We start from the raw sequence: 11,266 nt of genomic DNA, 5'->3' as shown, positions 1-11,266 counted from the left end.
CGCGCCGATCTCGGAACCTTTCTCGAGCACGCACACGCCGATCTCGGCGCCTTTCTCGGCGGCCAGCTGCTTGAGCCGGATCGCCGCCGACAGCCCGGCGGGGCCGCCGCCGACGATCACGACGTCGTATTCCATCGATTCGCGCGGGCCGTATTGTTCGATAAGCGAGGCGTGAGACATGAGCGGATAAACGGGCAAGGATCAGCGTTCGACTGACTCGATCGCGACCGAGATCAGACGGGAGTCAAGTGTGTCGGATTGCAGATCGAGTTCTTCTACACGGTCGTCGAGCCATAGACCGTGCATCGGCAGCAGCGTCTGGGTGCTGAGCGACGCACTGCCGAAGCGCCATCGGCCGGCCGCGCAAATCAGCAGATGCGTTGACGCAGGCGTTACGCGGCACGAATGCGTCATCACGCTAACGGCGGCCTGGCACGAAGCTCTGCGCGTCATCACGTTGAGCACGTGCATGGGCCGCGCGATATCGGTCGTCCACACCGGCAAGTCGCCGGGAAAGCGTGCCGGCACGATCGGGTGGGCGACGAGATGCCCGTCCTGTGCGCGAAGCTCGACGCTCGTGTTGTCGATCGGCACGAGGATCCGGTCGACGCCCGGAAATTGCGAGAAGCGGGCCGATCCCTCGAGCGTGGCGAGACTGATACGCCAGTCGACGCTGCCGTTCGGGCCGATGCGGTTTGCGATCGTACGCGTGACGCCCGCGCCGTTTGCCCACGCCTCTGGCTCGATTTGCGTGCAATCGATGAACCGGATAGACGGGAAGCGTGACGTCCACGGTGCTCGCCCGGTCGAGGAAAGCGAAGCAGTCGCACGCGGGGCGCGCTCCTGCCCGGAATCCGCGTTCGTCATGCGCCACCTCCGGCCTCGACGTGACGTTCAAGTGCGGCCATCACGTCGAACAGGTCCCCGACGAAGCTCACGTCCGCAAACGAGAAGATTGGCGCATCCGGATCCTTGTTGACGGCGACGATCAACTTCGAATCCTTCATGCCGGCCAGGTGCTGAACGGCGCCCGAGATCCCGAACGCCAGATAGGCGTCGGGGGCGACGATCTTGCCGGTTTGCCCGACCTGGATCGAGTTCGGTGCGTAGCCGGCGTCGACCGCGGCGCGCGATGCGCCGAGGGCTGCACCGACACGCGACGCGAGCGCGCCGAGCCGTGCCATGTTCTCGCTGGACGCGAGCCCGCGTCCACCGGACACGACGATCGGTGCATTCGCGAGATCGATGCCGGCCGTCTGGGCGCCGTTGCGTTCGACCAGTGTGGTCGCGGCGAAGGCGGGCGGGGCAGCTACGGAATCGATCGGTGCCGGTTCGGCTCGCGCACCGGCTGCCGCGAACGACGATGCGCGCACGGTCGCAAAGGTGTTCTCGCGCACGCTTTCGACGGTCGCGACGATGCTTCCCGCATACCAGCCGCGCACGAAGCGCCCGTCGTTTGTGATGCCGGTGACGTCCGCGACGAACGCCGCAGCGGTGAGCGCCGCGGCCCGCGGCAACGCATTCCGGCCCAGCGTGCGATGGGCAGCCGCGATCAGTGTGTAGCACGGTGCCAGCTCGGCCAGCAACGCGGCGAGACTTTCCGGCGCGACGAGGCCGGAAGCGTCCGGCAGATCGGGCCGGAGCACTTGGTCGACGCCGTCGATCAGCGCGGCTTCCGCAGCGGTCGCGGGATCGAGTACCAGCAAGTCGACGGGATGTCGGCGTGTCGTTGCCGCGGTCACGACGCGCCGGACCACGTCCGGCAGCGTATGGTCGGCCGAGGCTTCGGCAACAACCAGCGTTCTCATGCGCAGACTCCTGTATGGGCAAAGACGTTGTGTGCGGCGAGCGCGGCAATCAGCGCATCGATGTCGGCCACGCGGTGACCCGAGCGCTGTACGGTGGGCTCGTCGAGTCGCACCGCGCGTGACGACGGCGCGAGGTCGACCGTGAATCGAGCGGCGGGAATGATCGCGAGCGGCTTCTGTTTGGCCTTGACGATGCTCGGCAGCGTCACGCGGCGCGGTTCGGCCAGACGCAAGTCGGCGCTCACGACGGCGCTTCCCGCCAGCCGCCAGATCGCGGTGCCGCTGTCGTCGCCGCACGTGACGCGCCAGCCGTCGCCGTCGGGTACCAGAGCGGTTGCATCGAGACCTTGCGGCCAACCGAGCAGGCCGGCCAGCATCGGCGCGACGCCGCCGGTGTCGTCGTCGATCGCCTGCTTGCCGCAGAGCACGAGGTCGTACGGCGACGTGCCGAGGTACGCGTGCAGCAGCCGTGCTACGCCCAGCGAGTCGAGCGACGCGGTAGCGTCACCGGTGTCGACCAGGATCGCGTCGTCGGCACCCATCGCGAGGCCGGTGCGCAGCACGTCCTGGCAGGCGGACGGGCCGCACGTGATGACGCTCACCTGTGCGGCATGACCGGCTTCGCGCAGGCGCAGCGCCATTTCGAGCGCGCATTCGTCGAACGGGTTGACGGACGTCTTGAGGCCGGTCGTCTCGATCGAGCCGGCGGAGCCGACCCGCACGCGCACGTTCGGATCGACGACGCGCTTGATGGGCACCAGTATCTTCAGGGGCATGGGAATATCTCGTCGGAAGGATGACAATCAGGACACGGCGCCCAGGCCGTACTTGCCGGTGAGCAACGCGCCGGTCGTAAAGCGTTCGAGCGAGTAAGGGGCGAGCGACACGTCGGTTGGCTGTCCGAGCGCATGCTGCGCGAGCAGCCGGCCGATGCCGGGGGACAACTTGAAGCCGTGGCCCGAGAAGCCGAAACCGACGACGAGCCCTTCAAGGTCGCCGACGTTGCCGAGCACCGGGTTCCAGTCGGGGGTCACGTCGTAGACGCCGGTCCACGACGACGCGAGTCCGGCCGTCTCGTAGGCGGGAAAACGTTCGGCGACCTGCGCGCCGACTTCGGCGACGTAATCCAGCGAGATGTCGCCCTGTTCGGTTTCGGGCGCGTTCAGCGTTTCGCCGACGATGCCCTCGGAGACCAGCATCTGGCTGCCGCCGTAGCTGCGGTAATAGAGCATGCCGGGCGAGCCGAGGTCCTTGAACGCCGGCATCTGGAACGAATAACGTGCGTCGCATTCGAGCGCCAGCACGGTGTGCCGTTCCGGCTTGACGGGGAGCGGCACGTCGATCCAGCCGGACAGTTCCGGCGTCCAGATGTTCTGCGTACTGATCAGCGTGCCGCATATGAAGCGGCCGGCGCTCGTGTCGACGCCGACGATGCGGCGGCCGTCGCGCACGACGCCCGTGACGGTCGTGCCTTCGAGAATCTTCACGCCGCGCCGGCGGGCCGATTTGGCGAAGCTCATCGCGACCAGGTATGCGTCCGCGAAGCCCGCTTCCGGCTCGAAGCCGATCAGCGCGGCGTCGTCGAACTGCGCGATCGGCAGGCGGGCGTGTGCGTCGTCACGATCGAGCAACTGCACTTCGATGTCCATCGCGCGCTGCGCGTCGAGCGACGCGCGCAGCGGCTCGAGCTTCGCCCCCTCCGGCGCGCAGATCATGTAGCCGCACTTGACGAGCCCGCACGACGCCTCGTCGTCGCCGACGTATTCGGCGAAGTGGTTGAAGGCCGACCACGACGAGCGCGCCAGCTCGACGTTCTGGCGCACCGAGTAATGCGTGCGCAGCAGGCCGGACGATTGCGACGTGGTGCCGGCGCCGATCATGCCGCGTTCGATGACGAGCACGTTGCGTGCGCCGAGCGACGCAAGATGATGCGCGACCGACGTGCCGATCACGCCGGCGCCGATCACGATGAAATCGAAGTGGCTCATGGTTTCCCTCTGGGTAAGCGACGAGCCGATTCTAGGGAGCCGCGGCAGCGCCGAATTTTGTATTAGGCAAACTTATGCAACGTGCCCGGTAGCACTCATCCAGCGCCCGGGCAGGCCGAACCGGCGCACCATTCATCCCGTATTGCCGAACGGCCGACCCCGCCGCCACTGGAGCCGCTATGCGACGTACCCCACCGCCCATCGACCTGCGTGCGCTGCAGGCCTTCGTCGCCGTGTGCGAGACCGGTTCGATGACCGGCGCGGCCAGGCGCATCGGCGTCAGCCAGAGCGCGATCAGCCAGGCGGTTTCCGCACTCGAGCGCGAGCAGGGGACGGTGCTGTTCGATCGCGACAGCCGCCCGCCGCGCCCCAACATCGCCGGACGGGCCTTGCTGGAGCTGGCCGGTCCGCTGCTCGAGCATGCGCAGATGGTCAGCACGCGCGTCGGCGACGCGTCGGACACGGGGCGGCTGCCCGTGCGGCTCGGCTGCGTCGATTCGTTCGCGGCGACGGTCGGGCCGGAGTTGATCCGGGCGGTGTCGGGCACGTCGCGGCAGATTTCGATGTGGTCGGGGATCACGCCGGGATTGAGCAAGCAGTTGCATGACCGGGAGATCGACGTCGCCGTATGTACCCAGACCACGCTCAGCGATGCGCGCATCGTCGAAGTGCCGTTGTTCTCGGAAGCCTTCGTCGCGGTCGTCGCGCGCGCGCATCTGGCCGGGCGCCCGAAGGTCGACTGGCGAACGCTGGCCGCCGAACTGCCGTTGATCCGCTACACCGCGCGCTCCGTGATCGGCCAGCAGGTCGAACGGTTCGCGCGCCATCTCGGCATCGACTGCCCGAGGCGCTTCGAATTCGACGCGACCGATCCGCTGCTGAGCCTGGTTGCCGCCCGACTCGGTTTCGCGATCTCGACGCCGCTGTGCCTGTGGCAGGCGCGCCATTACCTCGGCGATGTCGCGGTCGTGCCGCTGCCGTCCGGCCGGCTCGGCCGGCGCGATTTCTTTCTCCTGCATCGGCAGGGTGAGTGGGAGGACTTCGTCACGGAGATCGTCGAGCTGACGCGCGCCGTGCTCGACCATTCGATCCGGCCCGCGCTCGCGCGCGCGGTGCCGCAGTTGCCCGAAGATGCATTGCTTTAATTCGTCCGGAGCCCTGATGAACGACCTTTACACGCTGCAACGCGGCGATGCGCCGCTGCTGATTTCGATTCCGCACCAGGGAACCGCCATACCCGCGCCGTTGCGCGATGCGTACACCGACCGCGCGCTGACGCTTGCCGATACCGACTGGCATCTCGATCGGCTGTACGCGTTCGCGACCACGCTCGGCGCGACGATGCTCGGTGCCACGGTCTCGCGTTACGTGATCGACCTCAATCGTCCGCCGGACGGCGAGAGCCTGTACCCGGGCCAGACGACGACGGGCCTGTGTCCGACCGAAACGTTTCGAGGCGAGCCCGTCTATCGCGAAGGATGCGCACCGGATCCGGCGGAGAAAGGCCGCCGGGTCGAAGCATACTGGCAGCCGTACCACACGGCGCTGGCGGCCGAGCTGGCACGGCTGCGCGAGCGCCACGGGCACGTGCTGCTGTGGGAGGCACACTCCATTGCCAGCACGCTGCCGCGGCTGTTCGACGGCAAGCTGCCGGACCTGAACATCGGCACGCAGGACAGCAGGACCGTCGCGCCGTCCGTGCAGGCCGCGGTCGAGCGCGAGGCCGCCGCAAGCCCGTTCACGTCGGTCGCGAACGGCCGCTTCAAGGGCGGCTTCATCACCCGCTCGTTCGGCCGGCCGTCGCGCGGTGTGCACGCGATCCAGCTAGAGATGTGCCAGTCGACCTACATGGACGAAGCCGTCCCGTTCGCCTACGACACCGCGCGCGCGGCGCTCGTGCAGCCGACGGTGCGCCGCATGATCTGCGCGGCGCTGGATGTGCTGGCGGCACTGCCGCCGATCGCAGCATAAGGGTCACTGATACATCTTCGTAACCGTGGTTCCCGTATCAGTGCGGCGTTGCACCGAAGTTGGCGTGGAGCCGCACCCGTAGTACGCAGGGAGTGGGTCGTCACCCGGTGACGCACGGGCGCCGTTCTGCTCGAAGTGTTTATCCACGGGAATCTTTGATTCCTGCAGATAAACCTGGCACGACGCTTGCGTTATCTCTTGCAACGCGGAGGTCATTCGTCGGCAGGCGGGCCGTAGACGAAGATCGACAGGAACTGGATCGGCGTCTTGATCAGGCGCTCCGGGCCGTGCGGTACGTCGGCGCGGAACGTCAGGGTGTCGCCCGGATGCAGGATGTAGGTCTGCTGACCGTGCCGGTATTCGATCACGCCCTTGAGCATGTGGATGAACTCGGTGCCAGGATGCTCGAATACGGGAAAGCGTTCCGCCTGGTCCTCCATCGTGATCAGGAACGGCTCGAAGATTTTGCGTGGACCCTGGTCGTAGGCGAGCAGATGGTAGGTGTGGCCGCTTTTCGTGCCTTTGCGGACGACTTCCATGCCGGCGCCTTTCTTCACGAGCTGGGCACCGCCCTGCGGGACGTCGAAGTTGCGGAACAGCACGGCCATGGAGACGCCGAGCGCCTGCGCAATGCGGTGAAGTACGTCGAGGCCGGTCGAGGTCTGTGCGTTTTCGATCTTCGACAGCATGCCGCGGCTGATGCCGGCCTGTTCGGCAACCTGGGCGATGGTCAGGCCGTGGCGCTGGCGAAGCTCGCGGATGGTCGACCCGAGATAGCGTTCGAGCGGGGTCTTGGTGTCGTCAGCGGTGTGCATCGTCGACCTCGAAAAGGGGCAAGGGTAGCAGATTGCGGCGTGCGCGCTGGCATGGTCGCGAGCGCTGGCCTGCGCGCCGAAAGTTTCATACAAGGAATTATTGTTTCATATCAATAAATCCCGTCGTAGGCAGAAGGTGTGGCCGCAACGTACCGGACACGGTGCTTGCCCATGTCGCGCAATGGGCCGCTCGCCAGTCGGGCGGAATCCGCAAACCAGTGAACGAAGCAGTTGCAAGGAGAGACGATGAACCTGAACGATGCGAGCCCGTTGCCAGCCAACGCGCTTGGAAGCGTACCGCGCTTCGACTCGGTGGACGAAGCGCAGACATATCTCGCGCAACACGGCGTGAAGTACGTGCTCGCGCAATTCGTCGACATTCACGGCGTGGCCAAGGCGAAGTCGGTGCCGGTCGCGCATCTGGGCAGCGTGCTTACCGCGGGCGCGGGTTTCGCGGGCTTTGCGATCTGGGGTGTCGGCATCGAGCCGAACGGGCCGGACTACATGGCGGTCGGCGATCTCGCGACGCTGACGCCGGTGCCGTGGCAGTCCGGGCTGGCACGCATCGCGTGCGACGGTCACGTCGACGGCGCACCGTGGGCGTTCGATTCGCGCGTGACGCTGAAGAAGCAGGTTGCCCGCCTGACCGAGCGCGGCTGGACGCTTTTTACCGGCCTCGAGCCCGAATTTTCGCTGCTGAAGCGCTCGGCGTCGGGCACGCTCGAGCCGTGCGATCCGAGCGATACGCTGGCGAAGCCCTGCTACGACTACAAGGGGCTGTCCCGCACGCGTGTGTTCCTGGAAAAGCTCACCGAATCGCTGCGCGCGGTCGGCATCGACGTTTACCAGATCGATCATGAGGATGCGAACGGACAGTTCGGAATCAACTACACGTACACCGATTGCCTGACGTCGTGCGATCACTACGTGTTCTTCAAGATGGCGGCGTCGGAAATCGCGAACGAGCTCGGAATGATCTGCTCGTTCATGCCGAAGCCGTTCGCGAACCGCCCGGGCAACGGCATGCACATGTCGATCAGCGACGGCAAGCGCAACCTGTTCGCCGACGACGGCGACGCGCTGGGCATGGGCCTGTCGAAGCTCGGCTACCGGTTCACGGCGGGCCTGCTCGCGCACGCACCCGCGCTGACGGCGCTCTGCAACCCCACGGTGAACTCGTACAAGCGCCTCGTTGTCGGCCGCTCGCTGACCGGCGCGACCTGGGCGCCTGCGTACGTCAGCTACGGCGACAACAACCGTTCGACGATGGTGCGGATGCCGGGCGGCCGAATCGAACTGCGTTTGCCGGACAGTGCGTGCAACCCGTATCTCGCGACGGCCGCCGTGATCGTCGCCGGGCTCGACGGCATCGACCGCGACCTGTCGCCGGGCGCGCCCGCGAACGAGAACCTGTACGAGTGGCCCGCACAGAAACTCCGCGACCACGGCATCGGCGTACTGCCGCAAAACCTCGGCGAGGCGCTCGACGCGCTCGAAGCCGACCGGACGATCTGCGATGCGCTCGGGCCGGTGGTCAACGAGTTCATCAAGCTCAAGCGAATGGAGTGGCTGGAATACATGCGCCACGTATCGGACTGGGAAATCAAGCAGTACGTCGAATTTTTCTGAGGAGCAGGCAACATGTGTGGAATCGTAGGATTGCTGGTCAAGACACCGGCGTTGCGCGACCGGCTGGGCGAGTTGATGGTGCCGATGCTGATCGGCATGACCGAACGCGGCCCGGACTCGGCCGGCCTCGCTGTGTTCGGTGACGCGGTCGAGCCGGCCCAGCGCAAGCTGAGCCTGTACTCGGGCTTTACCGAGGAAGGCGAGCACTTTCCGTGGGACGTGCTGCTCGACCGGTTGAAGGCGTGCGTCGACGCGGCGGCGCGTGTCGATGCGAAGGGCAACCACGCGGTGCTGACCGTTCACGCGCAGGCCGACACGGTCAGGCACTGGCTGAACGAGCACTATCCGCGCGTGTACTTGCTGTCGGTCGGTCGCTCGATCGACCTGTACAAGGACATCGGCCTGCCCGCCGACATCGCCGCGCGTTACGCGTTCGGTGGCCTCAAGGGCTCTCATCTGGTCGGCCATACGCGGATGGCGACCGAGTCGGCGGTGACGCCGGATCGCGCGCATCCGTTTACGGCCGGCGAGGATTTCTGCCTGGTCCACAACGGCTCGCTTTCGAACCCTTACGGCGTGCGCCGGAAGCTGGAGCCGAAGGGCATTCACTTCGATACCGACAACGACACCGAGGCGGCGTGCCGCTTCCTCGAATGGCGACTGCGCGAAGGCGACACGCTGCCCGTGGCACTGCAGAAGGGCTTCGAGGAGCTCGACGGCTTCTACACGTTCCTGATGGGGACACCCACCGAGCTGGCGCTGATTCGCGACCCGTTCGCGTGCAAGCCGGCCGTCGTCGCCGAGAACGACGATTACGTCGCGATCGCGTCGGAGTTCCGTTCGCTCGCGCATCTGCCGGACATCAGGAACGCCAAGGTATTCGAACCCGCACCCGAGGAGATGTACGTATGGAACGCATGACATTCGACCTTGAACGCGCCACCGTCCGGGACGTCAACCAGTACCTGCACGGCAGCGCGGACGTACTCGACGGGCAGGCGATCGTCGTGGCCTCGCCGAACGGCGCGCACAACATCGCGGTCGGCGTGGACGCCGACGTGACCGTGACGATCGACGGCCACGCGGGCTATTACGCCGGGGGCATGAACAAGCGCGCGACGATCGTCATCGAGGGCAGCGCCGGGACCGGCGTCGCGGAAAACATGATGAGCGGCAAGGTACACGTGAAGGGTTTCGCGTCGAACGGCGCCGGTGCTTCCGCGCACGGTGGGCTGCTCGTGATCGATGGCGATGCCGGATTGCGTTGCGGCATCTCGCTGAAAGGCGGCGACATCGTCGTCGGCGGGTCGGTCGGCAGCTTCTCCGCATTCATGGCCCAGGCAGGCCGGATGGTGATTTGCGGCGACGCGGGCGACGCACTCGGTGATTCGTTATACGAAGCGGTGCTCTACGTGAAGGGCGAAGTGAAGTCGCTCGGCGCGGACGCGCAGTTCGAGCCGATGGCCGACGCCGACTTCAGTGCAGTCGCGGCGCTGCTCGATGCGGCCGGGCTCGACCACGATCCGCGCGCGTTCAGGCGCATCGCTTCGGCCCGCACGCTCTACCACTGGAACGCCGACGCGAACCAGGAATATTGAATCCACGCTCCATCGAGACAACGCCATGGAAGTCAAACCCATTCATTTCGCCCGCTTGCAGCAGGAAGAGTCGTACGGCTACGACCGTAAGACGATCGACTACATCCACACGGCCGCCCAGCGCGGCTTGTACGAGATTCGCGGCCTCGGGGCGAAGCGTCATGTCCCGCACTTCGACGATCTGCTGTTTCTCGGTGCGTCGCTGTCGCGTTACCCGCTCGAAGGCTATCGCGAGAAATGCACGACACAGACCGTGCTCGGCACGCGCTTCGCGAAGAAGCCCGTCGTGCTCGACATCCCGATCACCGTGGCCGGGATGAGCTTCGGCGCGCTGTCGGCGAATGTCAAGGAAGCGCTCGGTCGCGCGGCGACGGCGGCCGGCACGTCGACGACGACCGGCGACGGCGGGATGACGCAGGAGGAGCGCCGTTCGTCGAAGACGCTCGTCTACCAGTGCCTGCCGTCGCGCTACGGCTTCAATCCCGACGACGTGCGCCGTGCCGATGCGATCGAGGTCGTGATCGGGCAGGGCGCGAAGCCGGGCGGTGGCGGCATGCTGCTCGGGCAGAAGGTCAATCCGCGCGTGGCGTCGATGCGCACGCTTCCGGCGGGCGTCGACCAGCGCTCGGCGAGTCGCCATCCGGACTGGACCGGCCCGGACGATCTCGCGATCAAGATCCAGGAACTGCGTGAGATTACGGACTGGGAGAAGCCGATCTACGTGAAGGTCGGCGCAACGCGCACGTTCAACGACGTGAAGCTCGCGGTGCATGCGGGCGCGGATGTCGTCGTGGTCGACGGGATGCAGGGCGGCACGGCGGCCACCCAGACCTGCTTCATCGAGAACGTGGGCATTCCGACGCTGGCGGCGGTCCGTCAGGCCGTCGCCGCGCTCGAGGACCTGAACATGAAGGGGCAGGTTCAACTGATCGTGTCGGGCGGCATTCGCACCGGTGCAGACGTCGCCAAGGCGCTCGCGCTCGGCGCGGACGCGGTCGCGATCGGCCAGGGTGTGCTGATGGCGCTCGGCTGCAACAGCGAATCGTACTTCCAGGACGGCATGCTGCATTCGGCTGCGGCGGATTACGCGGCGCTGCATACGTCGCCGGGTTTCTGCCATCACTGTCATACCGGCAAGTGTCCGGTGGGCGTGACGACGCAAGACGCGGTCCTCGAAAAGCGTCTCGAGCCGGAAGAGGGCGCGCGCCGTGTGCGGAACTACCTGAAGACGCTGAACATGGAGCTGACCACCATCGCGCGCGCATGCGGCAAGCAGAACGTTCACCACCTGGAACCGGAAGATCTCGTCGCGCTGACGGTGGAGGCGGCCGCGATGGCGCGCGTGCCGCTGGCCGGCACGTCGTGGATTCCGGGCGAGCGGTCATGACCGCGGTGTGACGGTTCGCATGACACGACGCCGTCTTGCGGCATGCGGCGCCGTGTCGTCGGCCGATTCA

At 66.4% G+C, this 11,266-nt stretch carries 12 protein-coding genes; 6 read left to right on the top strand and 6 right to left on the bottom strand.

All coding sequences use genetic code 11. From position 1 onward, the window contains the following. The 5 genes from WT24_RS33550 to WT24_RS23950 form a co-directional block, all read right to left on the bottom strand. Positions 1 to 180, bottom strand: a 180-nt coding sequence (locus WT24_RS33550) for an FAD-dependent oxidoreductase (RefSeq protein WP_156441862.1), incomplete at its 3' end; no start/stop codon positions are given. A gap of 21 nt (positions 181 to 201) precedes the next feature. Beyond that, on the bottom strand, positions 202 to 867 hold the full coding sequence (locus tag WT24_RS23965; protein WP_082742280.1) for a HutD family protein: 666 nt from the start codon (positions 865 to 867) through the stop codon (positions 202 to 204). Further along, the gene (locus WT24_RS23960) at positions 864 to 1,808 is read right to left on the bottom strand and encodes an electron transfer flavoprotein subunit alpha/FixB family protein (RefSeq protein ID WP_060036065.1); all 945 of its coding nucleotides are present in this window, start codon (positions 1,806 to 1,808) and stop codon (positions 864 to 866) included. Before WT24_RS23960 ends, WT24_RS23965 begins: the two co-directional genes overlap by 4 nt. Further along, a complete protein-coding gene (locus WT24_RS23955) occupies positions 1,805 to 2,584 on the bottom strand; it encodes an electron transfer flavoprotein subunit beta/FixA family protein (RefSeq protein ID WP_156440221.1) in 780 nt (259 codons plus the stop codon). Before WT24_RS23955 ends, WT24_RS23960 begins: the two co-directional genes overlap by 4 nt. Positions 2,585 to 2,611: 27 nt before the next feature. Continuing rightward, positions 2,612 to 3,796, bottom strand: coding sequence for an FAD-binding oxidoreductase (locus WT24_RS23950; RefSeq protein WP_060036064.1), 1,185 nt, complete (start codon positions 3,794 to 3,796; stop codon positions 2,612 to 2,614). 179 nt (positions 3,797 to 3,975) lie between these two features. On the opposite strand from WT24_RS23950, the gene WT24_RS23945 reads away from it, so the two are divergent. After that, positions 3,976 to 4,941, top strand: a complete 966-nt coding sequence (locus tag WT24_RS23945) for a LysR family transcriptional regulator (RefSeq protein WP_060036063.1) — start codon at positions 3,976 to 3,978, stop codon at positions 4,939 to 4,941. A gap of 16 nt (positions 4,942 to 4,957) precedes the next feature. Next, positions 4,958 to 5,767 carry an N-formylglutamate deformylase gene (gene hutG, locus WT24_RS23940; protein WP_060036062.1) on the top strand — a complete coding sequence of 270 codons (810 nt, stop codon included), beginning with the start codon at positions 4,958 to 4,960 and terminating at the stop codon, positions 5,765 to 5,767. A gap of 212 nt (positions 5,768 to 5,979) precedes the next feature. Here hutG and WT24_RS23935 read toward each other — a convergent pair whose 3' ends face one another. Further along, entirely contained in the window at positions 5,980 to 6,582 is a 603-nt protein-coding gene (locus WT24_RS23935; protein ID WP_060036061.1) for a helix-turn-helix domain-containing protein, read from the bottom strand. Positions 6,583 to 6,828: 246 nt separating this feature from the next. On the opposite strand from WT24_RS23935, the gene glnT reads away from it, so the two are divergent. The 4 genes from glnT to WT24_RS23915 are packed head-to-tail and all read left to right on the top strand — an operon-like array spanning position 6,829 to position 11,196. Continuing rightward, positions 6,829 to 8,211 carry a type III glutamate--ammonia ligase gene (gene glnT / locus WT24_RS23930; RefSeq protein WP_179949389.1) on the top strand — a complete coding sequence of 461 codons (1,383 nt, stop codon included), beginning with the start codon at positions 6,829 to 6,831 and terminating at the stop codon, positions 8,209 to 8,211. Between the two features lie 12 nt (positions 8,212 to 8,223). Further along, complete coding sequence (locus WT24_RS23925; protein WP_060036060.1) at positions 8,224 to 9,132, top strand: class II glutamine amidotransferase; 909 nt, start codon at positions 8,224 to 8,226, stop codon at positions 9,130 to 9,132. Then, the gene (locus WT24_RS23920; RefSeq protein ID WP_060036059.1) at positions 9,120 to 9,809 is read left to right on the top strand and encodes a protein glxC; all 690 of its coding nucleotides are present in this window, start codon (positions 9,120 to 9,122) and stop codon (positions 9,807 to 9,809) included. The genes WT24_RS23925 and WT24_RS23920 overlap by 13 nt, the downstream gene beginning before the upstream one ends. 25 nt (positions 9,810 to 9,834) lie before the next feature. After that, on the top strand, positions 9,835 to 11,196 hold the full coding sequence (locus WT24_RS23915; RefSeq protein ID WP_034191060.1) for an FMN-binding glutamate synthase family protein: 1,362 nt from the start codon (positions 9,835 to 9,837) through the stop codon (positions 11,194 to 11,196). The last annotated feature ends 70 nt before the right edge of the window (positions 11,197 to 11,266 follow it).

Source organism: Burkholderia sp. MSMB1078WGS, from assembly GCF_001528895.1.
Taxonomy (GTDB): Bacteria; Pseudomonadota; Gammaproteobacteria; order Burkholderiales; family Burkholderiaceae; genus Burkholderia.
This window is presented reverse-complemented; position numbering and strand designations above follow the sequence as displayed.

Coding starts and splice junctions, on each gene's coding strand:
- WT24_RS23965 (WP_082742280.1), bottom strand. CDS start 867: ATGACGAACGCGGATTCCGGGCAGGAGCGCGCCCCGCGTGCGACTGCT.
- WT24_RS23960 (WP_060036065.1), bottom strand. CDS start 1,808: ATGAGAACGCTGGTTGTTGCCGAAGCCTCGGCCGACCATACGCTGCCG.
- WT24_RS23955 (WP_156440221.1), bottom strand. CDS start 2,584: ATGCCCCTGAAGATACTGGTGCCCATCAAGCGCGTCGTCGATCCGAAC.
- WT24_RS23950 (WP_060036064.1), bottom strand. CDS start 3,796: ATGAGCCACTTCGATTTCATCGTGATCGGCGCCGGCGTGATCGGCACG.
- WT24_RS23945 (WP_060036063.1), top strand. CDS start 3,976: ATGCGACGTACCCCACCGCCCATCGACCTGCGTGCGCTGCAGGCCTTC.
- hutG (WP_060036062.1), top strand. CDS start 4,958: ATGAACGACCTTTACACGCTGCAACGCGGCGATGCGCCGCTGCTGATT.
- WT24_RS23935 (WP_060036061.1), bottom strand. CDS start 6,582: ATGCACACCGCTGACGACACCAAGACCCCGCTCGAACGCTATCTCGGG.
- glnT (WP_179949389.1), top strand. CDS start 6,829: ATGAACCTGAACGATGCGAGCCCGTTGCCAGCCAACGCGCTTGGAAGC.
- WT24_RS23925 (WP_060036060.1), top strand. CDS start 8,224: ATGTGTGGAATCGTAGGATTGCTGGTCAAGACACCGGCGTTGCGCGAC.
- WT24_RS23920 (WP_060036059.1), top strand. CDS start 9,120: ATGGAACGCATGACATTCGACCTTGAACGCGCCACCGTCCGGGACGTC.
- WT24_RS23915 (WP_034191060.1), top strand. CDS start 9,835: ATGGAAGTCAAACCCATTCATTTCGCCCGCTTGCAGCAGGAAGAGTCG.